Source organism: Rhodococcus sp. IEGM 1318 (assembly GCF_033142465.1).
GTDB lineage: Bacteria > Actinomycetota > Actinomycetes > Mycobacteriales > Mycobacteriaceae > Rhodococcus_F > Rhodococcus_F qingshengii_B.
In genome coordinates, this window is sequence record NZ_JAWLSC010000005.1 from 143,707 (window position 1) to 168,331 (window position 24,625).

General features: G+C 61.4%; 23 protein-coding genes. 14 read left to right on the forward strand and 9 right to left on the reverse strand.

Annotated elements, in window-relative coordinates:
- Nucleotides 1-9: 9 nt before the first annotated feature.
- Nucleotides 10-870: a chlorophyllase/cutinase-like alpha/beta fold protein gene (locus R4P65_RS13930; RefSeq protein WP_317826949.1), complete on the reverse strand. Its 861-nt coding sequence runs from the start codon at nucleotides 868-870 to the stop codon at nucleotides 10-12.
- A gap of 926 nt (nucleotides 871-1,796) precedes the next feature.
- Between R4P65_RS13930 and R4P65_RS13935 the strand changes: the two genes are divergently transcribed.
- A complete protein-coding gene (locus R4P65_RS13935; protein ID WP_317826950.1) occupies nucleotides 1,797-2,966 on the forward strand; it encodes an iron-containing alcohol dehydrogenase in 1,170 nt (389 codons plus the stop codon).
- 73 nt (nucleotides 2,967-3,039) lie between these two features.
- Here the strand turns inward: R4P65_RS13935 and R4P65_RS13940 are convergent, their stop codons facing one another.
- Together R4P65_RS13940 and R4P65_RS13945 are read right to left on the reverse strand one after the other, a co-directional pair.
- Nucleotides 3,040-3,726 carry a TetR/AcrR family transcriptional regulator gene (locus R4P65_RS13940; RefSeq protein ID WP_317826951.1) on the reverse strand — a complete coding sequence of 229 codons (687 nt, stop codon included), beginning with the start codon at nucleotides 3,724-3,726 and terminating at the stop codon, nucleotides 3,040-3,042.
- Nucleotides 3,713-5,320, reverse strand: a complete 1,608-nt coding sequence (locus R4P65_RS13945; RefSeq protein WP_317827134.1) for a class I adenylate-forming enzyme family protein — start codon at nucleotides 5,318-5,320, stop codon at nucleotides 3,713-3,715. The genes R4P65_RS13940 and R4P65_RS13945 overlap by 14 nt, the downstream gene beginning before the upstream one ends.
- 192 nt (nucleotides 5,321-5,512) lie before the next feature.
- Here R4P65_RS13945 and R4P65_RS13950 point away from each other — a divergent pair, with 192 nt between their 5' ends.
- The 6 genes from R4P65_RS13950 to R4P65_RS13975 all read left to right on the forward strand — a co-directional run bounded on the left by R4P65_RS13950 (nucleotide 5,513) and on the right by R4P65_RS13975 (nucleotide 11,957).
- Nucleotides 5,513-7,462 (forward strand): NAD(P)/FAD-dependent oxidoreductase, encoded by a 1,950-nt coding sequence (locus R4P65_RS13950; RefSeq protein WP_317826952.1) that lies wholly within the window; start codon nucleotides 5,513-5,515, stop codon nucleotides 7,460-7,462.
- Nucleotides 7,463-7,464: 2 nt separating this feature from the next.
- Nucleotides 7,465-8,655: a CaiB/BaiF CoA-transferase family protein gene (locus R4P65_RS13955; RefSeq protein WP_317826953.1), complete on the forward strand. Its 1,191-nt coding sequence runs from the start codon at nucleotides 7,465-7,467 to the stop codon at nucleotides 8,653-8,655.
- 40 nt (nucleotides 8,656-8,695) lie between these two features.
- Nucleotides 8,696-9,349, forward strand: coding sequence for a TetR/AcrR family transcriptional regulator (locus R4P65_RS13960; RefSeq protein WP_317826954.1), 654 nt, complete (start codon nucleotides 8,696-8,698; stop codon nucleotides 9,347-9,349).
- 78 nt (nucleotides 9,350-9,427) lie between these two features.
- Entirely contained in the window at nucleotides 9,428-10,333 is a 906-nt protein-coding gene (locus tag R4P65_RS13965) for a metal-dependent hydrolase (protein ID WP_317826955.1), read from the forward strand.
- Complete coding sequence (locus R4P65_RS13970) at nucleotides 10,330-11,466, forward strand: PDR/VanB family oxidoreductase (protein WP_317826956.1); 1,137 nt, start codon at nucleotides 10,330-10,332, stop codon at nucleotides 11,464-11,466. The genes R4P65_RS13965 and R4P65_RS13970 overlap by 4 nt, the downstream gene beginning before the upstream one ends.
- Before the next feature lie 44 nt (nucleotides 11,467-11,510).
- A complete protein-coding gene (locus R4P65_RS13975) occupies nucleotides 11,511-11,957 on the forward strand; it encodes a limonene-1,2-epoxide hydrolase family protein (protein WP_317826957.1) in 447 nt (148 codons plus the stop codon).
- A 236-nt stretch (nucleotides 11,958-12,193) separates the two neighbouring features.
- On the opposite strand, the gene R4P65_RS13980 is transcribed toward R4P65_RS13975, so the two are convergent.
- The 3 genes from R4P65_RS13980 to R4P65_RS13990 form a co-directional block, all read right to left on the reverse strand.
- Nucleotides 12,194-12,937: an SDR family NAD(P)-dependent oxidoreductase gene (locus tag R4P65_RS13980; RefSeq protein ID WP_019746030.1), complete on the reverse strand. Its 744-nt coding sequence runs from the start codon at nucleotides 12,935-12,937 to the stop codon at nucleotides 12,194-12,196.
- 514 nt (nucleotides 12,938-13,451) lie between these two features.
- Nucleotides 13,452-14,117, reverse strand: a complete 666-nt coding sequence (locus R4P65_RS13985; RefSeq protein ID WP_230815812.1) for a response regulator transcription factor — start codon at nucleotides 14,115-14,117, stop codon at nucleotides 13,452-13,454.
- Entirely contained in the window at nucleotides 14,114-15,340 is a 1,227-nt protein-coding gene (locus tag R4P65_RS13990; RefSeq protein WP_317826958.1) for a sensor histidine kinase, read from the reverse strand. Before R4P65_RS13990 ends, R4P65_RS13985 begins: the two co-directional genes overlap by 4 nt.
- A gap of 326 nt (nucleotides 15,341-15,666) precedes the next feature.
- On the opposite strand from R4P65_RS13990, the gene R4P65_RS13995 reads away from it, so the two are divergent.
- The 5 genes from R4P65_RS13995 (at nucleotide 15,667) to R4P65_RS14015 (ending at nucleotide 20,635) form a co-directional block, all read left to right on the forward strand.
- Nucleotides 15,667-16,575, forward strand: a complete 909-nt coding sequence (locus R4P65_RS13995; protein ID WP_230815810.1) for a polyphosphate polymerase domain-containing protein — start codon at nucleotides 15,667-15,669, stop codon at nucleotides 16,573-16,575.
- Between the two features lie 48 nt (nucleotides 16,576-16,623).
- A complete protein-coding gene (locus R4P65_RS14000; RefSeq protein WP_019746034.1) occupies nucleotides 16,624-17,301 on the forward strand; it encodes a DUF4956 domain-containing protein in 678 nt (225 codons plus the stop codon).
- Nucleotides 17,301-18,941, forward strand: coding sequence for a CotH kinase family protein (locus R4P65_RS14005; protein ID WP_317826959.1), 1,641 nt, complete (start codon nucleotides 17,301-17,303; stop codon nucleotides 18,939-18,941). The genes R4P65_RS14000 and R4P65_RS14005 overlap by 1 nt, the downstream gene beginning before the upstream one ends.
- A gap of 83 nt (nucleotides 18,942-19,024) precedes the next feature.
- Nucleotides 19,025-19,642, forward strand: a complete 618-nt coding sequence (locus R4P65_RS14010) for a DUF47 domain-containing protein (RefSeq protein ID WP_317826960.1) — start codon at nucleotides 19,025-19,027, stop codon at nucleotides 19,640-19,642.
- A 6-nt stretch (nucleotides 19,643-19,648) separates the two neighbouring features.
- A complete protein-coding gene (locus R4P65_RS14015) occupies nucleotides 19,649-20,635 on the forward strand; it encodes an inorganic phosphate transporter (protein WP_317826961.1) in 987 nt (328 codons plus the stop codon).
- A 218-nt stretch (nucleotides 20,636-20,853) separates the two neighbouring features.
- On the opposite strand, the gene R4P65_RS14020 is transcribed toward R4P65_RS14015, so the two are convergent.
- Entirely contained in the window at nucleotides 20,854-21,042 is a 189-nt protein-coding gene (locus tag R4P65_RS14020; protein ID WP_317826962.1) for a S4 domain-containing protein, read from the reverse strand.
- Between the two features lie 463 nt (nucleotides 21,043-21,505).
- On the opposite strand from R4P65_RS14020, the gene R4P65_RS14025 reads away from it, so the two are divergent.
- Nucleotides 21,506-22,891, forward strand: a complete 1,386-nt coding sequence (locus tag R4P65_RS14025) for a hemolysin family protein (RefSeq protein ID WP_317826963.1) — start codon at nucleotides 21,506-21,508, stop codon at nucleotides 22,889-22,891.
- Entirely contained in the window at nucleotides 22,888-23,901 is a 1,014-nt protein-coding gene (locus tag R4P65_RS14030) for a hemolysin family protein (protein ID WP_317826964.1), read from the forward strand. The genes R4P65_RS14025 and R4P65_RS14030 overlap by 4 nt, the downstream gene beginning before the upstream one ends.
- A gap of 71 nt (nucleotides 23,902-23,972) precedes the next feature.
- Here the strand turns inward: R4P65_RS14030 and R4P65_RS14035 are convergent, their stop codons facing one another.
- On the reverse strand, nucleotides 23,973-24,248 hold the full coding sequence (locus R4P65_RS14035; protein ID WP_317826965.1) for a hypothetical protein: 276 nt from the start codon (nucleotides 24,246-24,248) through the stop codon (nucleotides 23,973-23,975).
- Nucleotides 24,245-24,523 carry a WhiB family transcriptional regulator gene (locus tag R4P65_RS14040; RefSeq protein WP_317826966.1) on the reverse strand — a complete coding sequence of 93 codons (279 nt, stop codon included), beginning with the start codon at nucleotides 24,521-24,523 and terminating at the stop codon, nucleotides 24,245-24,247. The genes R4P65_RS14035 and R4P65_RS14040 overlap by 4 nt, the downstream gene beginning before the upstream one ends.
- Nucleotides 24,524-24,625 lie beyond the last annotated feature (102 nt).

The following is a 24,625-nucleotide window of genomic DNA, read 5'->3' on the forward strand; positions in this document are numbered from 1 at the left end:
GACTTACCGTCAGCCCGGGATCTGCAGGGCCAGATCGTTGCGGTCGAAGTCGGAGAACTGCTGGGTGTCAGTGCAGTATCCGCAGCCCGGCCCGAAGAACTCGGTGCGGGCATTCGGATCGTCGAGTAGCCAGTACCGCAGCCACGCCGTGCTCGGCCCGCGCATATCGCCGCCGTTGATCGCAGTACCGAAGTGCGTGGCGCCGCGCAGTTCCAAATACTCGGCAGGCACGTGGTCGGCGTCCTCGTACATCGCCCGCACGATCGCCGGCCAAACGATTGCGTCGGCCTGGCCGGCCAGATAGAGAACTGGCTCGTCGATGAGGTCGACATCATTGAGCGGGCCTGGCTGGATCGCGACGGCGGTGTCGACGCGGTCGTCGATCGCAGCATTGATTGCCGCAGACCCGCCCTGCGAGTGCCCTACCGCACCAATGTGTTCCAGGTCGACTTTGCCGAAGAAGACGCTCGACGGGCTGGCCGCCTTGTCCGCGATGAGGTCGATTCCCGACCGCATAGTGATGGCGAAGTTGCTTGCCGGGGTATTGGCGGCGACCACGATGAATCCGTGGCTGGCGTAGTGGCGCAACAAGGAGGTGTACGCACCGGGGAGCACACCGGTCCCGTTCCCCCAGATCACAACAGGGTGCTTCTCGCCGCGTGCGCCGAGCTGGCGCGGGTAGTACAGAGTGTGCACCAGCCCGATCGAGACATTCGGCGTGTACGGCCCCGCACTCGCCCAGTCATGCCCGACGCTCGGGATGCCGAGCGTATCGGCGGCGGCCGGTCCGGCCGAACCAGCGAGTCCGAGTGTCGCGCACAACGCAACCGTCGCTGCAGCATTCGCGAAATACTTCAGCGATTTTCGCATGAAGGCCAACCTTTCGAAGTTGATCCGGAGTGACGCGTATTACATATTTACGGCACGGTGACCCGTCGGCTTTGTTCGCGGAAACGGACTATCCCAGAAGTGTTGTGCCTGTGCACAAAATCATCGTTCTCGGCGGATGACCGGCCGCCGCGATTACCCAGAGCCCCAGGGAGAGATCGCCTCCGCCTACGACGTTGGCGCGGAGCACACAGCCATAGGAAATATTCGACGATCTAAGGGTTCTGGCCGCCCGTTGCCACGGCTGCGATCTTCCGTGGTGGCGCGTCCTCGAGCTCACGGTCCATCCAATCGAAGAAACAGTTCGCGTCGTACGACAGCAGCGGATTTACCCGTGGGTATGCCCAATCGCGGAGTCCTAGCAGAAGCCGAGGATCTCGACTGACTTTGCCGGACCGACTGCAATGGTCAGCTTCGGCGGAGTGAAGAGTTCGAGGCGCTGCCGCACTGGATTCGACGGCCGTCACCAGAGTGCCAGAGATGGCTACAGCCCCAATGCTCAAACCACACGTCATCACGCAGCTGTTCCCAGGAACAGACAATCAGTGGTTAGGTAATTCGGTATTTCGAGGATCGAATCCACCAAAGCCGATTCTCGTCCGGAACTGGAGATGCAACGGCACGCTTCATCTAAGCCGTGAGCATTGGTAAATAATTGCAGATCAAGCCTGCAATATCGCCCATGAACTCACCTCGCCCCATGGTTTCGCCAGCCAAGCACACAATAGATTGTGGCGTGCGCCACAAATCTCCTATAGGATAACGGCTGTTAGCCTGCGACGGGGTGCGAGACATTGCCCAGCGCCGGATCCACGCTCTATCCCACTCCTGAACAGACCAAGCGAGAGCTGAGCGCTCCTGACGACGTCGTGGTGGATTGAGGATCAAGAAAGAAAGATGGTATTGCCGTGCAGTCATCACTTGTCTCTCTGCCGTCCATGGAGAGAGTCCGCATTGGCGCTCCGGTCGCGGAGGCCGCAGCCCAGGAAGCAGAGTTGCTCGGGGCGAACCGAGTCTTCGTCGTATGCAGCGGGACGCTCAACTCGCAGACCGACGAGATCGCTCGGGTGATCGAGGCCCTGGGTGATCGATTCGTGGGACTGTTCGATGCGGTTCGACCTCATGTACCGCGCGAAGACGTCATTGCCGCTACCCGAGTTGCTGCCGACGCCAATCCGGACATGCTGTTGTGCGTGGGCGGTGGATCGGCGACAGACCTGGCGAAGATCCTCGCGATCACTCTGGAGCACGGAGTTCGCGAGGCATCGCAAATGGACGCCTATCACCTGCAGGTCAATCCCGACACATCGGTGACCGCCCCCACCTTCTCCGCCCCGAAGATCCCGGTAGTGGTGGCGCCCACGACCCTGGCGGGCGGTGAGTTCAACGCGTTGGCCGGGTCGACGGATGAGAAGAGCAACGTCAAGGAGGGTTACTTGCATCCGGCGATGACCCCGAAGGCCGTCATCCTCGATCCTGCACTCACTCTGCACACGCCGGAGTGGCTGTGGCTGTCGACCGGGGTTCGCGCACTGGACCACGCCTTCGAGACCTTGGGCTCGCTCGAATCGAACGGGTACTACGACGGGATGGCGATGAATGCCATACGACTGCTCTCCGAGGGACTCGTCCGAGTGAAGGAAGACACCGAAGACGTGGATGCCCGTCTGATGTGCCAGGTCGGTGCGTGGTCGTCAATGGTCGCGATCGTCGCAGGCCTCGACATGGGCGTCAGCCATGCCGTCGGGCATGCACTCGGCGGTTCGTTCAACGTCCCACACGGGTACACCTCCTGCGTCATGGCGCCTTTCGCGCTCGAGTACAACCGCGAGGTCAACGAGCATCGCCAGGCGCTGATCAGTGCGTCCTTGGGTGCGCCGCAAACGCCGGCACACGAGTTGGCGGACTCGCTGATCCGGCGACTCGGCATGCCGAGATCGCTGGGAGAGGTCGGGCTGACCGACAACGACCTCCCCAGCCTGGCTACGTACACGTTCAAGGACATCTGGTGCGGGACCAACCCGAACCCCATCGCGAATCCGGACGCTTTGGTTCCTTTGTTGCGGCGGGCACTCTGATCGAGCCCGAAAACAGGTGATCCCCCTCCACGTCGGGTGGAGGGGGATCACCTGTTTTCGGGCTGAACAGGCGTCACCGTCGGCTGGACGTACCGCCGGTACCACTCTGCGTTCCGGGACGGTGACGGAGAATTCCGACGACGATGTAGTCCACGTAGGTTGCCACCAGCGCCTCGATATCGTGGTCGTCCCGGAGCCACCAGCTCACACCATTCATGAGGTCGAGCACGGCAACAGCCGCACGTTGTGGGTCGGCGATCTCGAACTCTCCGGCGCGGACCCCGGCAGCAATCACATCGCGCACACGCCTCTGGTAGTACTTGCGGTACTCGAGCACCCTCAGACGGTGTTCATCGGTAAGCGCCGAGATCTCTCGAAGGCTGACCAGATGCTCGACCCTGTTCATCGCTAAATACCGTAGATGAACATCGATCAGCGAGGTGAGTCGCTCGGCCGGTGTTCCAGTCTCGTCGAGGACAAGTAAATGCTCCTCGACCGGGTCCCGGGTCATCTTGAGCGCGATCGCGTAGAGGATCTCCTCTTTCGAGCTGAAGTGGTTGTAGAGGCTCGCGCCCTTGATTCCCACCGAATCTGCGATGCCACGCATGCCTGCCGAGTGGTAGCCCTGATCAGCGAAGTATTCGGCCGCCGCGGCCAGTATGTCGTCACGTCTGCTTGGAAGACCTTCAAGCCGTGGTCGACCGGATCCGGGTCTCGCGCTGCTGGCAGGATCGATGTTCAGCGTTTCAGTCCTTTGCATACAGGCGGCGTAGTTCTCTCTTGAGCAGCTTCCCCTGAGGGTCTGTGGGCAGCTCATCCACAATCGTGATCGCCTTTGGAACCTTATAGCCTGCGAGCACGGTCTTGCAGTGGTCTCGCAACTCCTGGCCGGTGAGGTCGCTGCCGTCTACGACGATGACGAAGCCGGTGACCGCCTCGGACCAGTAGGCGTCCGGAAGTCCCACGACGGCGGCGCGCGACACCCCGGGGTGGGCTTGTAGTACGCGCTCGACCTCCTGCGAGGACACGTTGTAGCCGCCCGTCTTGATCATGTCCTTGCTGCGATCGAGGAAGAACATGTTGCCCTCGGAGTCGCGACGGACGATGTCGCCGGTGTGGACCCAACCACCGTCGAGGACAGCGGCGGTCTTCTCGGGATCCTTGTAGTAACCCAGCATCACCGACGGCGTGCGACAGAGGAGTTCACCTCTCTCTGCTTCATTTCCGTCGGCGTCGACCACCTTGACCTCGAGATGGCCTACAGGCTTGCCGATCCAGGTCGGATCCTGATCGGGGATGTCCTCGAGTCGCTTGAACCAGCCGACGGAGCCCAACTGCGTCAACTCGGACTGTCCCCAGTAGGTGCCCCACACCGATGCGGGCGCCGCGTGGTGCCATGCGTCCACCGTTCGCGGCGAGACCTGACCTCCGTAGGTCAGGCAGCGCTGGATGGTCCCGACAGTCTCAGGACCGAAGTCAGGATGATCTGCGAGCGAGATGAAGAATGTCGGGGTTTGAGCCAGGACGGTGATCTGCTCCGTTTTGATCATCTGCAAAGCGTCGGCAGGCGCGAGGCTGGCCGGGAGCACGAGCGTCGCTCCCAGTAGCAGGAGCGAGGTCAGGGAGCCGATTCCGGCAATAGTGTGGAATGGCATGACGTAGAGCCAGACGTCATCGTCCAGGCATCGCAGTCCCCATGTGTACGCCGGTGCGGTGGAGACCAGGTAGTTGCGATGCGGCAGCATGACGCCCTTCGGAGCCGCCTCGGTTCCACTGGTGTACACGATCATTGCGAGATCGTGCTCGTCGACGTCGCAATCCGGCTCTGTCGGCGACGAGGACTCGAGGAGTCGATCGAAGCAGTGGCCGCCGAACTCGTCCGCGCTGTCGAGAACAACGATTTCAGGGCGGGTTCCGAGCTCCGCCAGTGCTTCTTCCAGAACCGGCAGGAATTCCGCGGCCACGACTACAACCGCGGGCTCGAGGTGCCCGATCTGTTGGGCCACTTCGTTCGGTCCGAAGAGAACATTGATCCCGGAGTACACCGCCCCGATTTTGAGAGCACCGTAGTAAGCGACTATCGATTCCACGCGGTTGCGGGCCATCACGGCGACCCGGTCACCGCGGGAGACCCCGAGTCCGAAGAACATGTGGGATGCCCGGTTGGCATCCTGATTGAGCGCGCCGTAGGTGGTCACGGTGCGTCGACCACCTGGGGCGTACGACACGATCGCCGGCTTCGAGTATCGACTCTGCGAGTGGCGACGTAGCTGGTCGCCCAACGTCGCTCGTCCTAGCGGTGACGACTGGATCGTTGTGAGGGATCGGACAAGCGGACCTGAACTCCGTCGCATATCGGTGGCATCCGATTCGACACTTATCGACAGATCCATGGTTCCTCAACTTCCTGAATACTTACAGCCGTTAGTATGATGTGTCTCATACTGTCATCGGCATCACCCCGGGTCAAGCAAAGTTTTCGAGCAAGAACCGGAATATTGAAATCACACTTGGTTGTACCGCTAACGACTGTTAGCCTGCATGGCATGACTATCGTCACTGACCTGGACCGTGACCACCTGCGTTCGGCGGTGTTACGGGGCAATGTTCCGACCATGCTCGCCGTGTTGCTGGAGCTGACCGCCGATGAGCGGTGGATGGCACCTCGCTATCAACCCACTCGCAGTCGGGGAATGGATGACAATTCCACGGGAGGGCTTTCGGAGGAGGTTCAGTCCGAAATCCGGAGCGCGTTGATCGACGCAGTGGAACGCTGGTGGACGCTGGACGATCCGTCCCGGCGGACGCTGGACAGCTCGGAAGTCGAGCGAATCCTCAACTTCACCTGCAGCGAGACCGTACCGCCGGACTTCGCGCCGATGATGGCGGAGATAGTCAATGGCCCGCAGATCAAGCCTGCCACCGCCAAGTGCGACGAGCGACTCCACGCCATCGTGATCGGAGCCGGCATCGCGGGGATGCTGGCCTCTGTCGAGCTCACCCGCGCTGGGATCCCTCACGTGATCCTGGAGAAGAACGAGGACGTCGGCGGATCATGGTGGGAGAACCGCTATCCGGGCGCCGGAGTCGATACACCGAGCCACCTTTACTCGATCTCGTCGTTCCCTCGTAACTGGTCGACCCACTTCGGCAAGCGCGACGAGGTTCAGGGATATCTCGAAGACTTTGCTGAGGCCAACGACATCCGGCGCAATGTCCGCTTCCGTCATGAGGTGACGCGCGCCGAGTTCCAGGAGTCGAGTCAGAGTTGGCGTGTGACCGTCCGGCGACCAGGCGAGGCGCCGGAGACCCTCGAGGCTCCCATCCTGATCAGCGCGGTCGGTCTGCTCAATCGTCCGAAGATCCCGCGCCTTCCGGGAATCGAGACCTTCCGTGGTCGCCTCTTCCACTCCGCCGAGTGGCCGAGCGAGCTCGACGATCCCGAGTCGCTCCGTGGGAAGCGAGTGGGCATCGTCGGTACCGGAGCCAGTGCTATGCAGATCGGCCCGGCTATCGCGGATCGTGTCGGATCGCTGACGATCTTCCAGCGCTCACCACAGTGGATCGCACCGAACGACGACTACTTCACGACCATCGACGACGGCGTCCATTGGCTGATGGACAACATCCCCGGGTATCGCGAGTGGTACCGGGCGCGTCTGTCGTGGATCTTCAACGACAAGGTGTACCCGTCCCTCCAGGTCGACCCCACCTGGCCCGAGCCGAGCGCCTCGATCAATGCGACCAACCATGGTCATCGCAAGTTCTACGAACGCTATCTCCGCGATCAGCTGGGTGATCGAACAGATCTGATCGAGGCATCTCTTCCTGACTATCCGCCCTTCGGTAAGCGGATGCTGCTGGACAACGGCTGGTTCACGATGCTTCGTAAGCCCGACGTCACACTGGTGCCCCACGGAGTCGACGCCCTGACACCTTCTGGACTCGTCGACACGAACGGCGTCGAGCACCAGCTGGACGTCATTGTCATGGCGACGGGTTTCCACAGTGTGCGCGTTCTTTACCCGATGGACATCGTCGGTCGATCCGGCCGGTCCACCGGAGAAATCTGGGGCGAGCACGACGCGCGCGCCTACCTGGGGATCACAGTTCCTGACTTCCCCAATTTCTTCGTCATGACCGGACCGAACACCGGCCTGGGACATGGGGGGAGCTTCATCACGATCCTGGAATGTCAGGTCCGCTACATCATGGATGCCTTGAAGTTGATGCAATCGGAAAACCTCGGCGCGATGGAGTGCCGGGCCGAGGTCAACGATCGATACAACGAGGCCGTCGACCGACAGCACGCACAGATGGTCTGGACCCATCCGGCAATGGAGAACTGGTACCGAAACCCGGACGGTCGTGTCGTGTCGGTCCTTCCCTGGCGGATCAACGACTACTGGGCCATGACCTACCGAGTCGACCCGGCAGATTTTCGAACTGAGCCGGCCCGCTCCGAGTCGGTCCCGACCCCGACCGCGCAAGGGTGATCATGCAGGACGAAGCCACCGGCGGAGTGCACGGCGGGCCGCTGTCGGGTATCCGGGTCATTGAAATGGAGGCCATAGGGCCGCTACTGCACGCCGGTCTCATGTTGGCAGATCTTGGCGCCGATGTCGTGCGCATAGTGCGCCCCATCTCGATGGGAGCAGATGACGGAATCGACGATGCGAATGCGGGGATGCTCCGAGGGCGGACCGAAATCACTGCAGATCTGACCAAGACCGAGGATCTCGCCAAGGTGCGCAGGCTGATCAGCCGAGCGGACGTCCTGATGGAGGGCTCTCGGCCCGGCACGATGGAGAAGCTCGGCCTGGGCTCCGAGGTCTGCCTGCAGGACAATCCGGGGCTGATCTACGGCCGAATGAGTGGCTGGGGCCAGAAAGGACCGATGGCCCGAGAGGCCGGGCACGATCTGAACTACCTTGCGCTTTCAGGCGCGCTCGAACAGCTCGGACCGGCTTCCGGGCCGCCGTCACCGCCACTTAACTACGTCGGGAACTTCGGCGGTGGATCAATGTTCCTGCTCGTAGGGGTACTTGCCGCGCTGCACGAAAGAGAACGCACTGGCCGAGGCCAGGTGGTGGATACAGCGATGGTCGACGGCGCCAGTTCGTTGACTGCGCTCGTCCGATCGTGGCAGCATGCCGGCCGCTGGTCAGCCCGTCGTGGAACCAACCTCCTCGACGGATCTGCCCCGTTCTACCGCGCGTACGAGTGCGCAGACCACAGGTACATGGCGGTAGGGGCCCTCGAAGACGTGTACTACGACCGGTTCGTGTTCGGACTCGGATTGGATCCCGCCTCGTTGCCGAATCGCTGGGACCAATCGAACTGGGACGACTTGTCCGAACGCTTCGGCAGAACCTTCGCCGCACAGGATCGCGACGCCTGGGTCGAGGTCTTCGACGGCCTGAACGCTTGTGTCACACCCGTGCTCACACTCCACGAGGCAACACTCCACGACCATGCAATACAACGGACGGCCTTCGTCGATGCAGGAGGCTTTTCGATGCCCTCCGCCGCACCACGGCTGGACTCGTCACAGGGAGCAGCCCCACCACGGAAAAACGACGAACTGGACGCAACCGTGTCGCGATGGGAGATTGCCTCAGAGCACCACGGGGGCAATTCCACTCGACATCGGTCCACTCGCATGGCGGTTGGTCCACGGATGTGGTGAGCGAGAGAACCGATGGCGCCAGGCGGGCTACGATTTCGGTATGCGCAGGCTGGCCGGATCGTTCGATCGTGACCTCCCCGGGTTGCCGCGTGGCCGCGGCCGACTGGCTGTGGACGAGGTCCAAGACGCGCAACGCGATCGCATTCTGCGTGCAGTGATCTCATCGACGGCGGAGAAGGGGATCGCCTCGACCACGATCGCCGATGTCGTCGGGCGTGCCAGGGTGTCTCGCCAAGCTTTCTACAAGCAGTTCGAGAGCAAAGAAGCGTGCTTGATCGCGGCGATCGACGCCGGCATCGAGGTGATCGTCTCCAACATCACCTCGACACAAAGCTTGACCGCCAATTTATCTCTACACGAACAGCTTTCGGCTGTCATCGAGAAGTATCTCGAGACGTGTTCGTCCGAACCGGAGTTCGTGCGAGCTTGGGTGGTGGACCTACCTGTGGCCGGCCCGGCAGGGGTGGCGAAGCGCAACGAGTACGTGGAACTGCTCGCCGACGCATTGCTCGTCGGCTACGCGTCCAGATCTTCAGAAGTCCCAGGGCGTGAAGTGTTTCTCGCGGCGATCGGCGGATGCAACGAGTTGTTCTACCGCCACGTGGTCGACGGGTCGAACTCGTACATGAATCTTCATGCGCCGATCATGTCTTTCCTTGAACGGGTACTGGATCTCTCGTCCGACGGTTCGTAGTCCGGTGTTGACAAGCCTCGGGTAGATCGCCATGCTCGTTCATAAGTACTGCTGCGTACTTATGAACGAGGAGTGGTCATGCGAATTACGAGTGGACCGGCAAAGCGTCCGATCGCACCGCCCGGCCGGGTAGCGATCCGTCCGCGGCGAGTCGATTTCGACTGGGAGAAAGCGCCTTTGGTGTGGTTGCCGAACGAGCCGATCGCCTCATACCTCCTCGGCTCGATGAACCTCGTCATCCCGGAGGGCGAACGGATGATGATCCAGGCGTTCGAGCAGGCCCTCCCGGACGTGCACGACGAGAAGCTTCGCGAGGACATGCTCGGTTTCATGGGTCAAGAATTGCTGCACGCAGAGGCGCATGACGAGGTCATGAACGAGGTGTTCACACGGCACGGCATCGACCCGGCCCCGTTCAACCGCCAGATGCAGTATTTCTTCCGTAGAACTTTGGGCATCGGTGACGACGCCGATCCGCGGGCCATCCGGCAGCGTCTGATCGAGCGTCTCGGGATTTGCGCGTCCTCGGAGCATATGTTCGCGTTCGTGGGCGACTGGGCGTTGAACGCGGACTTGGAGAAATTCGGCGCGGATCCGCAGATGCTTGACCTCTACCGGTGGCACGGGGCCGAAGAGGTCGAGCATCGTGCCGTGGCACACGAGGTCGCCACGTACTTCGGAGTCGGCTACTTTCGCCGCTGTATCTCCATGATCATCACGTGGCCAATCTTTTTGGGGTGGTTGCTCCGTGCTGCGATGTATCTGAGCCGCAACGACCCCAACACGCCGAACATCGGTTATCCGCGATTGCTACTGGAATTCGTCCGCGCCGGACGCCGCGGACTGGTGCCTGGTGTATCGAAATGGTTCTGGAGCGGTGCGTCGACGTTCGTGCCCGGATTTCACCCCGACAGTGTGGGGTCCACCGCCCAGGCCCTCGCCTACGTCGCGCAATCGCCAGCGGCCAAGCGGGTCAACACATGACACCCAACGCGCCCGAACTCACACAGCGGTGGCCGGCCCCACGCGAGATCCCGGTCGACCTACGCCGCGGCAAGCGCCGCGACTCGATTCTGCGCATTCTGGATGGCCTGGTCTCCACGCAGGTCAAGTGGGCGGTCTTGATTCATCGCGACGAGCCACCGGAAAACCGGATCGACGAGTACAAGACAACGCTCACGGTGTCGGAGCGCACGACGGTGTCCACCGACAACGACGTGGTCAGCCTCGAACTGCGAGCACCTGACGGCAGCGACCTCGAACGGTGGTATCCCGGGGCACACCTCGACCTGTACCTGCCCTCGGGACGGATACGTCAGTACTCGCTGTGCGGCGATCCCGCCGATCGACGCTGCTACCGGATCGCGGTACGCCGGATTCCTGATGGTGGCGGCGGATCGAACGAGGTGCACGACGAGTTGCCAGTCGGTACCGTCGTCGGCGTTCGCGGTCCACGCAACGCGTTCGGGTTCGTCGAACCCGGGCGAATCGAGCGCGCGAAGCGCGTTCACTTCGTGGCGGGTGGCATCGGCATCACACCGGTACTCCCGATGGTCTGCGAGGCGGAGCGTATGGGCCTGGATTGGTCACTGGTGTACGTCGGTCGCGAGCGTCGGACGCTACCGTTCCTCGACGAATTGTCGCCGTTTGGTGATCGGGTCACCATCCGCACCGACGACGAATACGGCCTACCCGCTGCGACCGATCTTCTCCCGCCGAATGTTCGCAGCGGTGATGCGATCTACTGTTGCGGTCCGGTCCCGATGATGGACCTGATCACAGCAGGTGTGCGCAACGAGCCCGGTGTGGAAGTGCACGCCGAACGCTTCTCCGCCGCACCGGTCGTCGATGGACGTCCCTTCCGCATCCAACTGGCTCGCACCGGTCAGGTCATCGATGTCGCCGCTGATCAGACCGCACTGGACGCGGTGCTGCGTGTGAACCCGAAAGCCCCCTACTCGTGTCGTCAGGGCTTCTGCGGCACCTGCATGGTCCGCGTCAGCGACGGCGTCGTCGATCATCGTGACAATTCGTTGAGCCCAGCCGAGCGCGCCGCCGGCAAGATGCTCCTGTGCGTTTCGCGCAGCAACAGTCCCTGCCTGACGGTCACCACATGAATCCACCGATGAGAAAACACAATTCCCGACGACCGGAGTACCTGTTGAACGACGATCAACTGACATCGCGGGTGGTGGACCTCCTGATCGCACTGGAGGAAATGGACGCCGATGCCGTGCGAGCACTCGTGGATCCCGACATCGAATGGCGCAACACCGGCCTGCCCAGCGTGAGGGGAAGCAAAAGCGTCGAACGGGCGCTCACGATCGTCTCTCGCCTGATCACCAGGTACGAGGTCGTGGAAGGGCTCACGATGACCACCGACCACGACACGGTGTCCTCCCGGCGAAGAGAGATCATCCGCATCGGATGGTTTGCCATGCACCTCGACGTAGACGGCCACTACACATTCGCAAACGGCCGGCTGCGCGTTTGGGACGACCGCTTCTCCTACCGCCGACTGCTCCGCGGATTGCGATTCGGCCCACCCACCCGCACCGCCGTGCAGATCCTCTTCCAGCGTTGGTGTCGACAACGTCGGGCAGTGTGAGAAACACCGGTATCGCACTACCGACCGGGTTGGCTCTCAACGCGGCCGGCGCCGCGGTCATCGCCGGGGGCGCCACTCTCCCGGCCGCCGGGGCCGAGGTCGCTCCCGACATCGCACCCAACTTCGAGGCCCGCTGCTCCGGGAATGGGACTTCCGGTAATTCGGGCAGTACCCCGAAACCGAGTCCTAGCGCGCAAACCGCACCCAGGTCGAGGCCCAATAGCGGGTTCCGTGGGTCACAAGGACATGCCTCCGTCAACGGGAATGACGGCGCCGGTGGTCCAGTTGTCTTCGAGAGCGAGGCGGGCGATCCAGATCGCGGCTTCTTCCGGGGTGCCGGCGCGTCTGAGGGGGAGTGTGGCTGTTCGGGTGCTGAGAAGTTCTGTTTCTTGTGCTTCGGTCATGCCGGCACTACGAAAGAGTGAAGTGGGCATGGGGCCTGGTGCGATGGCGTTAACACGTACTCCGTCTGGGCCTAGTTCCAGGGCCCAGCATCGGGTGAGCTGGGCAAGTGCTGCTTTCGAGGCTGCGTAGTGCGAGTTGCTGGCTGTGGGCTTGAGTGCCACAGTGCTGGCAACGTTGACGATGGACCCGTGCGATGCGCGTAGAGCAGGCAAGAATGCTTGCGTGACGAGCGTGGGTCCGATGACGTTGAGGTCGTGGAGTTTTCGAATTTGCTGCGTGGTTGTGTCTTCGAGTGAGGCGTAGAGATAGGCTCCAGCGCAGTTGACAATGTAATCGATGCGCCGGTGACGTGCGATTGCTTCGGCAGCTGCTGTGGTCACGCCTGTCTCGTCGGTGACGTCAACGAGGCAGGTGAGAAGGTGCTCGTCGGAGGGAAGAGCGTCGAGAGTGCTCTGATCCTTGTCCCAGGCTTCGACGGTTGCGCCGAGTTGGCGGAGCAGGGCGACGGATGCCCGTCCTATCCCTGAGCCCGCGCCGGTGACGATTCCGATCGGGGAGGATGGGTTGTGTGGCATCGCACTCACTTCCGTTCTGTGTGTCGCTCTAGGATACTGGGCTGGGTCGAGACCTGCGGGCGTACAACAGAGTCGGGCATTCCTCACGTGTGGGTATCTGTGTCTTGCCGCAGGCCAGTAAAGTGGAAAGTCATGCGTCAGAATCCCAATAGTTTTCCGGTGCAGGCAAATCGGTCCTGCGGGTGGCCACTGATCCGACCTCATCTGCACCGTTTCGCGCATCACTACTCAATAAGGGACACTCAGACAACAATCCGCTCGCCGCAGCTCATAACTGTCAGTACTTCGGGAAGTTCGCCGAACCGCACAAGGGTTGGGACGGGGGCGGACGGCGTGGATCAGGGCGGGTGGCCATCACTCTGCGAGCTGGAGATCGGATGCACTTCCCTTGTGCAGGCTCCCTCGGCGTTGCTACGACGGGCTGCTGCCGGTGATGCGTTCGCTGATAAGGTTGTTCGGCATACATCCGGCGTCCCCGTTCGGGGCGCATGTTGTCCCGCCGCTGCGGCTAGCGTCAGTTGAGGTGCGGTCGGATCAGACCGTTCTCGTAGGCGGCGATGACGAGTTGTGCCCGGTCGTGGGCCTGCAGCTTGGTCATGATGCGGTTGACGTGGGTCTTGGCGGTGTGCGGTGAGATCACCAGGTCAGTGGCGATTTCGTCGTTGGACCGGCCGGCGCCGACGAGAGTAAGGACCTCCATCTCCCGCTCTGTAAGGTGCGCGAGCGCTGGCGGCACCCGTTCGCTGTCGGCGGCGGGGTGAACGTACCGGTTGATCAGGCTACGCGTCGCGACCGGTGAGAGCAGAGCATCACCGCGGTGGATAGCGCGGATCGCGGCGATGATCTGGTCGTGATCGGCCCCTTTGCCGATGAACCCGCTCGCGCCGGCGCGCAGCGCTCCGACGATGTACTGATCCTCCTCGAAAGTGGTGAGTATCAGTACCCGCACCGACTCGAGGTTCGGGTCGGAGCAGATGGTCCGTGTGGCGGCAATCCCGTCGACACCTGGCATCCGGATATCCATGAGCACCACATCCGGTCGCAGACGGCGAGCGAGTTCGATCGCGCGCTCACCGTCGCCGGCTTCGCCGACGACGGTGAGGCCGACGCTGTGGGTGGCAAGGGTGGTGATCGCAGACCGGATAAGAGTTTGGTCGTCGACGACAAGAATGGTGATCATTGTGTGTCCCCCTGTGCGGCCACGTCGTCCGGTGCGTCCACGTCGTCCGGTGCGTCCAGGTCGTCCGGTGTGTCCAGGTCGTCATGGGCGGGTTCTGTGGGTAGATCGGCAACAAGCAGCCACCTACCTGTTCCGTCGGCCCCGTAACGGAGGGCGCCGCGAACCGAGTCGACCCGTTCCCTCATACCGATCAGCCCCTGGTTCATCCCGAGGTGTCGGGCCCCTGCTCCGTCGGAAGCGGTCGGGTTGCTGACGGTAATGCGGAGCGCACGAGGCAGGTAACCGATCAGCACGTGAGCGCGGTGTCCGGTGCCGTGCTTGTGGGCGTTGGTGAGCGCTTCCTGGACTACGCGCAGTGCAGTCACATCGATCGACGCCGGCAGTTCGTACGGATCGCCATCGATGTGGACAGCGACTTCCATTCCATGACTGGCGAATTCACGCACTACATCGTCGAGTTGGGACAGGCCGAACGGGCCGATCGCGGTGGTGGGGTCTCGTAGGGTGGCCATGAGGTCGCCGATCTCGGTGAGCGCGGTGCGCGACGCGCTGCGAATGATAGCCAGCGATTTCTCGGCGTCGGCCGGTCGGTTACGTAGCGAGGACGCAGCGACGCCGGCATGGAGGTTGATCACCGAGATCTGGTGCGCGACGACGTCGTGCAGGTCGCGAGCAATCGCCAGCCTGGTCTCGGCGACCCGCTGCCCGGCCACCGCGTCGCGAGTTCGTTCGGCACGCTCGGCACGTTCGGTGACGGACGCGACGTAGTCGCGTTGCGTGCGAACCGCATCGCCGATCGCACCACCGAGCAGCACGGTCAGGACGTTCTGGAGGCCGCTGTATCCGTCGACGAAGACGAAAGCGAGCATGGCGAGGGCAACGAGAGCGGTGAGTACGAAACCACGGCGCCGGGTCGCGTACAGCATGGTCGTGTAGACGGCGACTCCCGCCGCCAAGACGAGGCCCGGATTGAACAGTCCGAGTGGCACACTCACTGCGACGACGCCGATCACCGCGGCCAGGACCGCGAGCGGCCGCTGGTGTCGGCCCATCAGGATCGCCGCGGCCACCGCATTGAGTGCCAGGACGTCAGGTGACCACACGAAACCCGCACCCGGGTGGGGCGGGACCACGCCAGGGATAATCACGAGGACCACCGTGGCGGCCGAAACGATCCACCCCCTCGCACCGCGATGCCCGGCCGAGGCGCTGCGCGCGACCATGTCCGTCTCCTATCGGTCGCCGAATATCCCACCCGCATGGCGGCCACCTCATCATTTCAGAGGATCGAGGTGTCCACGTCCCACGAGGAGATCAATCCGTGTACCGCGCCTGCGGTACGACGGTGTCCACGCGTGGGGGATTCTTCCACTCGCGAATCGGAGGAAGGTCTATTCGACGCCGAAACGACCTCCATGAAAGACAACCAGACGGCGACGCCCTTGATTTCCGTACGGGATCTGCACAAGGCCTACGGATCCGACGGCAGCACATTTTCGAGCACTCCACCACGTAGATATCCGACTTCCAATCCAGGAGAACCTGAGGCATGAGCATTTTCGACCGGTTCCGAGATCCTCCCTCGAGGCAGCAAGAGGTGAACATTCCGACTGCTCTCCCCTCCAATGGTTTTCAGCAGACCGCTAGCAAGCTGCACTCGTTCAACCGCTACGAGATCAAATACTTCGTCGACGAGTTGAAGGTGCCGGAGTTGCGCCGAGAGCTAGTGGCACGAATGGAGACCGACCCTTACTCGCCGAAGGGCGGGTATCCGGTGACATCGCTGTATTACGACACACCTGATCTGTTGTTCTACTGGGAAAAGATCGAGGGGCTGAAGTTTCGACGCAAAGTGCGACTTCGTCTCTACGGAGAGCCGTCGGACTGTGTCGATGACACACCGGTCCAGATCGAGATCAAGCAGCGGGTCAATCGAGTCACGCAGAAGCGACGGATCGCGCTGCCGTACGGGACCGCGCAGCGGTGGCTCGACGGTCGAGAAGAAATCGATGTCGATATTTCGCAACGTCCATTCGTCAACGAAGTGACAACGCTGATGGGAAATCTTGATCTTCGTCCGATAGTGACCACTGGGTATCTGCGGGAGGCGTACGTCGGTACGGAAGCCGATCTCGGGCTGCGTGTGACCATCGATCACAAGGTGCACGGGCGGGACCGAGACTTCCACTTCGCTTCGGGAGCGGAGAACAGGTTCATCATCCCTCCGAAGCTCGCGATCGTGGAACTCAAAGCCAATGAACGAGTGCCTTATTGGGCTACGGATATGACGGCGCGAATGAATATGTCCATCATTCGGGTATCGAAATATTGTCAATCGATCGAGGCCTTCGGCATGGCCCCTCGATCACGTAGCGGTGCACCGGAATTGGCGATGCCCGCAGGTTTCGACAGTCGCGCACCGGAAGATCTACTTCGGCACCGCACACGTATCGCGTGATCCGACAGCACTATTGAGCATCCACTCCCAACACCGAAACAGGAAACCATGAACTTCGAGATACAGGACCTGAGTGGAACGTTCTCCACTTTCGACATCATCGTGTCGTTGTCGTTGGCGTTCGTTCTCTCCGCCATCATCGGCTGGGTCTATCGATACACACACAAGAACGTCTCGTACAGCCAATCGTATGTGCAGACACTGGTCATGGTGGGCATGATCGTTTCGCTGATCATGCTTGTCGTCGGGTCCAACGTCGCTCGCGCATTCGCTTTGGTCGGCGCGTTGTCGGTGATCCGATTCCGCAACGCGATCAAGGAAACCCGGGACGTCGGGTTCATTTTCCTGGCGATGGCGATCGGTATGACGACGGGCACCCGTTTCTATGTTCTGGCGATCGCTGCGACTGTAGCGGTGTGTCTTGTCATGTTGATCATGTACAAGTTCAACTGGTTCAAGCTCGATGTCCAGCGTCAGGTTGTCAAGGTTCAGGTTCCGCCTGGACAGGAATACGTCGCATACGTCGAGGACGTACTCATCAAACACTGCTCGGAGTTCGAGTTGGTCTCTACTGATTCGGCGCGATCGGGTGCGCTCAATGAGCTGTATTACACCGCGCAAATGAAGAAGGGCAATAAATCTGCAGAGTTGATATCTGCACTGAGCGCCGTCAATGCAGGTCAGCGCGTGACCGTTCTGACCGGATACGACCAGACGGACATCTGATGACTGTGACGGGCACCGGCTCTCCGCCTCCGCGGAGCAAGTTCAAACATCGGATACCGAAGACGCTGCGTCAGCATTGGAAGCTGTTGGTTGTGTTCGTCGCATTCGTCTCCGTCCTGGCCTTCGTGTTCGGTGAGACACGAATTCGTCCCTACATCACTGGTGACACATCTGTCATCGCCTCCGAGATCACCGACAACATCAGTGGCACCGTGGAATTGTTCGACCCCTCGGTCTCGCATCAATTGTCACTGGAGATAACCGATTCCGAGTACAACGACATGATCTCCTCGTTCCGGAAGAGTGGCGACAAGAAATGGATCACCGCGGACATCACCATCGACGGAACTTTCGTCAACGATGCCTCGGTGCGGCTGAAGGGTAACTCCACCCTCATGGGTGTTCGAGGAGATGGGGTGATGCCAGGAGGGGAAGGGTTCACGCCGCCTGACGGATTCGAGATTCCTGAGGGACTGGAACTACCAACAGATTTCGACCCACAGGACATGATGGCGGGAATGGGGTCGACGGCCTCGGCCGATGACCCGACGTCACTTCCCTTACTCATCAGTTTCGATGAGAACTCCGAGGGCCGCGCGTATCAGGGGATGACCGAGTTGTCGGTCCGGCCTGGATCGCCGGTGGTCAACGAAGCGATGGCGTTGTCGTTGACTGCCGATAGTGATCAACCGACGCAGCGTTACGCGTACACGGTGTATTCGATCAACGACAGTGCGACGTCGACTCGTCTGGTACTCGAACATCCGGACGACACTTATGCGAACTCACTCTTCGAGTCGGACGGGTACCTTTACAAGGCGGATGCGAGCTCACGATTTGCGTACGTGGGCGATGACCAGACCGCCTATGCGGGCCAGTTCAAACAAATCAATGCCGTCGACAACGGAAACCTACAACCGGTCATCAGCTTTCTGAAGTGGATGGATGCAGCCAACTCGGAAGAGTTCGACGCGCACCTCTCCGATTGGATCGACGTCGAATCCTTCGCTCGATACGTTGCCACGCAAAACCTCATCGTCAACGGCGATGACATGAGCGGCCCCGGCCAGAACTATTACCTCTGGTACGACCTGAACACCAAGAGGATCTCCGTGGTGTCCTGGGATCTCAACCTCGCCATGCAAGGTGATGCCGCCACCGGCCCTCATGACAGTGTTTCGATCGCTATGGGCCCAGCCGGCGGCGGAGGACCCGGGGGCGGCGCGGGGCCGGGGGGCATACCGGCTGGCGGAGGACCTGGGGGCGGCGCGGGGCCGGGGGGCATACCGGCTGGCGAAGCCCCAGAAGGCATGCCGGAAGGCGGCGCCCCTCGACAAGGCGTGGACGCGACAGCACCTGGTCAACAGGGATTTCCCGGTGGTCCACTCGGTACCACGAACTCTCTCAAGAAGCGTTTCCTCGAATCGCCTGCATTCGCCGAGCTGTACGAGAAGACGTATTGGGACCTGTTCGAGCAGATGTACCAGAGCGGCCGCGCGACCGAAATTCTCGACTCACTCGCGACGTCCATCCCGACCAGTGACGAACTGACCGCAGAGACGCTGCAGTCGAGCATCGATCAGATGCGTACGTGGATCGTCCAGCGCACATCAGCGCTGAACGAACTGCACACCCCCTGAACTGACCAGGGCAGTGGCACCGTGTCCCTCATCCACGCTGCCACTGCCCTGGTCTTCCCTGCAGCGACGCGAAAGACACATTCATGTTCTCCGGTTTCAAACCCAAGTCCGAACTGTTCTACGCACTGTTCACCTCCACGGCACAATATCTGGAATTCGGGGCCAAAACTCTTGCCGAATTGGCCAGCCCACAAGCCGATACCGCCAGCATTGCCGAACGCATGGTCGGGTTCGAGCACGAATGCGACCGCATAAAGCGCGAGCTGTTCCGAACCGTGAATTCAACTTTCGTCACTCCGTTCGACCGCTCTGATATCTACATGCTGGGATCAACTCTCGACGACGTGATGGACCACATGGAAGCGGCGTCGCATCTCGTGTCTTTGTACGGAGTGCGCGAACTACCGCACCATCTCTGCGACGTGATCGACACCCTCGACGCGTGCGCAAAGATAACGGCGGAAGCGATGCCCAAACTGGCATCGATGCAGGGACTCGAAAGCTACTGGATCAAAATCAATGAACTCGAGAATACGGCCGATCACCTCTATCGAACATGTCTCGCCAACCTCTTCGACGGCCATCTCGATGCCCTGACCGTCATGAAACTCAAAGACATCGCCGACGAGCTCGAAGACGCAGCCGATGCTTTCGAAAAGGTCTCGCATGTGATCGAAACCATCGTCCTCAAGGAATCGTGACCGGCTGTGCTGATGCTGCTCCTGGTCATAGCACTCGCTATGGCATTTACCTTCACCAACGGTTTTCACGACTCGGCCAATGCTATTGCGACATCAGTGTCCACGCGTGCGCTGACATTGCGTTCAGCATTACTGATGGCCGCAATCGGCAACCTTCTCGGATCCTTCTTCGGCGCCAAAGTCGCTGCCACAGTGGGAGAGGGAATAATCGAGCTCGACGTCAGCACTCACGCCTTACTGATACTCGGGTGCGCCTTGGTAGGTGCAATCGGCTGGAATCTCATCACGTGGTGGTACGGATTACCGTCATCGTCCTCGCACGCTCTTGTCGGCGGGATGGTCGGGGCCGCACTGGCCGGCGGGATGACTGTGCTGTGGGGTGGTGTGATCGAAAAGGTGCTGATCCCGATGGTTGTCTCGCCGATCGCCGGCTTCATCCTGGGATATATGGCCATGTCAGGCATCATGTGGCTGTTTCGACACGCATCTCCGGCATCGACCAGTCGAGGGTTTCGAAAGGCCCAGACATGTTCTGCGGCGGCCATGGCCTTCGGCCACGGGATGCAAGACGCAGCCAAAACCATGGGCATCGTGGTCCTGGCTCTTGTCGTCTCGGGTAGACAAGACGACTACTCGATTCCGTGGTGGTGTTTCTTGCTGACGGCAGTTGTTCTTGCCCTCGGTACCGCAACAGGTGGGATGCGTATTATGCGGACTCTTGGGCGCAGGATCATCGAATTGGATCCTCCCCAGGGTTTTGCAGCGGAACTGACCGCATCCTCGGTGCTCTACGTCGCTTCTGCCGGCATGGGGGCGCCGGTATCGACAACACATGTGATTTCGTCGGCGATCATGGGTGTCGGCTCGACCAAACGTCTCAGCGCCGTCCGGTGGGGCGTAGCGGGAAACATGCTCATCGCCTGGGTTACCACTTTTCCTGCAGCAGCAACGATTTCAGCCGTCGCCCTATACGGCGTCACGGCACTCCTGTGACGACGACGTACACAGCAAGCGATGGAAACAGTGTCGCGGACGGAACGTGCTTGTGTAGTGAAAACTCTTGTGCGCGTTAGTCCCGACGATCGGGACACTGCTCGGGTTTGCCATCATCGATACTCCCGACGTACTGCTGATCAGGAGTGACAGCCTCGTTCGCAGACGACCCACTGCCCACCCACTTCCTGACTACCCTGGACCATGTGATGGTCGAGCTACGCGGTGCGGCCCCCAAAACGCACGATTTCAACTCGATCGGTTTCGGAAACGAGCTGTCCGGGGTGACGAACCGGGCGCCCATTGATCGACACGGAATCCTCCATGACCATCGCTGCAGCCTGCTGCACCGTCAGCACGGGGTGTCGGGCGATCAGTGCGTCGACAACCGATCTCGTGGTAGCCATGAAAGAAAGTCTCGGCTGTCGCAGTGGATCGAAAACCTCGGCGAACCAAGCGCCCGCAGAACATTGGGTGAACAACACCGAATCCCGACACGCAGCCCGCCCGCCTGACATCAGTGAGCCTGCATCTCCGCCGTACGAACCACCGGAGTCCTGGATACCCGCCGATCAGCGGCGCTTCGGACTCGACCGACGCCCACACCAACCGGGGCGCGATCCCCGGGGAGACGACCAGGCTGTGAACGCATGATCGATCGGCTATCGGCCTGCCTGGGTCAGGTACGTCATTCGTTCACCGCGACTTTTTCGGGGAAACCGCATGGCGGTGGGAACTTTCCCGGCAAGGTAAACGTAGATTAAAGAACAAGGCTTCTTCCGCATCGACAGAGAGACCCATGGACAGTCACAGACCCAGGCCGGACACACCCCACTACGTCACCGCGTGTGATGGCGAGGTGTCCGGCTCATGATGATCGCCCTGACACTACTGCTGGGCGTCCTGGTCGTTCTGCTGATCACCGCAGTGACCGGCTACTTCGTTGCCCAAGAGTTCGCCTACATGGCCGTGGACCGATCCCGGCTCAATTCTCTCGCCCAGACGGGCGATTCTGGTGCAAAGCGGGCCCTTGCGGTGACCCGCCGCACCTCGTTCATGCTCTCCGGAGCTCAACTGGGCATCACCGTCACCGGTCTGCTGGTCGGTTACGTCGCCGAACCTCTCATCGGTCAATCGCTCGGAACGATCTTCGGCGGCATCGGCATCCCCACCGCAGTGGGGCTCGGGATCGGTGCCGTGCTGGCGTTGCTGTTCTCCACCCTGGTCCAGATGCTCTTCGGTGAACTGTTCCCGAAGAACCTGGCCATCGCACGTCCCGAACCGGTGGCCCGGTGGCTGGCTCGCTCGACCACCCTCTATCTGAAACTGTTCGGCTGGCTGATCTGGATCTTCGACCAGGCATCGAACCTGCTACTTCGCGCACTGAAGATCGAGCCGGTGCACGACGTCGAGCACTCCGCCTCCGCCCGCGATCTCGAGCACATCGTCGCCGAGTCCCGCGAAACCGGGACTCTGCCGCCCGAGTTGTCGACGATGCTCGATCGCATTCTCGATTTCCCCACCCGCCCGGTGGAGCACGCGATGATCCCCCGCACCCATGTCGATACCGTCCGCGCCGACGACTCCCTCGACCACATCCTCACTCTCATGGGGCGAGGGCACTCCCGGTATCCCGTCGTGGGAGCAGATTCCGAGGACATCGTCGGTGTCATCCACCTGCAGGATGTTCTCGACCTGACACCGACCACTGATCTGACCGTGCGCGCACTCACCCGCCCCGCCCTGATCCTCCCGACCACACTTCCCCTGCCGAAGGCCTTGTCCGAACTCACCGACAGCAAGAACCAACTTGCCTGCGTCATCGACGAATACGGCGGATTCGCCGGTGTCATCACCCTCGAGGACATCGCTGAAGAGCTCGTCGGCGAAATCACCGACGAACACGACCCCGATCTTCCACGCGAACTCCCCAGCGAGGACGGATCGTGGACCGTCAACGGTGGCGTGCACCTCGACGAGATCGAGCGCACCATCGGACACGACCTCCCGAGTGGTGACTACGAAACGATCGCCGGCTTCACCATCGCCCATCACGGCGAACTCCCACCAGAGGGAACCCGGATCCGCGTCGAACTGCCACCTGATCCCGCCGACCTGATTTCCGACGACGAACAACCCCGACATTCACTGGTCATCGATGTCCTGACCGTCAAGCGGCACGTCCCCGCCTCACTACGACTACGCCTCGACCCCACCGAGATCGCCGGGACTGAACCCGCGGAGGAGAACCGATGAGCAACCCCTGGATCGTCATCGCCATCACCGTCGCTCTCATCGCACTGAGTGCCTTCTTCGTCGCCGTCGAATTCGCCCTCATCTCCGCCAAACGGCACCGCCTCGAAGATGCCGCCCCCAACAGCCGCTCCGCCCGAGCCGCTCTGCGCAGCGCCTCCGAGCTGACCGTGCTCCTCGCCGGCTCCCAACTCGGCATCACCGTATGCACCCTCGCGCTCGGCGCGATCACCAAACCCGCCGTCCACCACTGGCTCACCCCTGCCTTCTCGAGTTGGGGCATGCCGCTCTGGACCGCGGACGTCGCCGGTTTCGTTCTCGCGTTGATCATCGTGACTTTCCTGCATCTGGTCGTCGGCGAAATGGCACCGAAATCCTGGGCGATCGCCCACCCCGAGAAATCAGCCACACTGCTCGCCATCCCGATGCGCGGATTCATGTGGCTCACCCGACCTCTACTGCAATGGCTGAACTCGATGGCCAACTGGCTTCTCGTCAAAGTCGGTGTGCAACCGGTCGATCACGTCGGCAGCGGCCAGGACCCCGACACCTTGCGGCACCTGGTCGAGCACTCCACCAACGTCGGAGCCCTCGACGCCGGTTACTCTGCGCAACTCTCCGGCGCCCTCGACATGCAGACCTTGACCGTCCGCGATCTGCTACGGAGCAACAAAGCTCCGACCTCCGTTACCAGCTCCGCGACCATGGACCAGGTGCGGGCAATCTCGAAACAATCAGGACACCTACGAATCCTGGTCCGTGACAACGGCGTCCCCCTCGGGATTGTGCACGCCCGCGACACCCTGCTCCAACCCGACCACACCCGCGCCGAGGCCATCATGCGACCGGCATTCACCCTCGCCTCCGAAACCCCCGTCCACCTCGCACTCGCGTCGATGCGGGAAAGTCGCAATCACCTCGCCGTGATCACCGACGAACGAACGACAGTCGGCATCATCACCCTCTCCGATGTTCTCTCACGACTGTTCCCCCGCCCCGAACCGGCGATCTGACACCGCATGAGGACGGCCTTTCTCACGGACAGCGCTCTCCGAACGGCAATAGTTCGGGGAAGCTCGCGATCTCAGATCTCCCCGTCCCAGGCATCGATGCCCTCGTGGGTATCCGGAGTTGGAATGCCATGCCCGAGTCCCCGTGCCCTCATTTCCTCGTTCACGAAATAGAACCGCGCTGTCTCGCGCGGAGTCAGGCGATCACACCGGCGGTACAGCGAGCGGTACTCCTTGACGAGATCGTCGCTCGCCATTCGGTAAACCGACAACGGCACCGGCTCACCCCACATCTGATCGCGTCCTCGGACTGCATGATCTGCCGCCCGGTGCTCGTCGCGGTTTGTCATTGGGCATGCCGTCTTCGGTCAGCTTCGCTCATGCCACCCCACGTTCCATACAGCTCGCCCGCACCGAGGGCGTACTCGCGGCACTGACCGAGCACAGGACAGGTCTGACATATCCGCCGCGCCCGCAGTTCCCGGCGGGATCGGGCATCGCCACGCTCGCCTTCCGGCGAAAAGAACACCGCCGCTTCGACCCCACCGCACGCGGCGTACTTCTGCCAACAACTTGGTTCAGCGGCAATCTCTTTCCCGGACTGCGCCGAGTGCACTGCGGACATCACTGCGAATTCCTCTCTCACCCCAGGACCTCGGATCGCTGAAACCAGATCCGAAACCAGAAGACGTATCTCAAAACTTCGCTCTTACAACGCCACTGACAG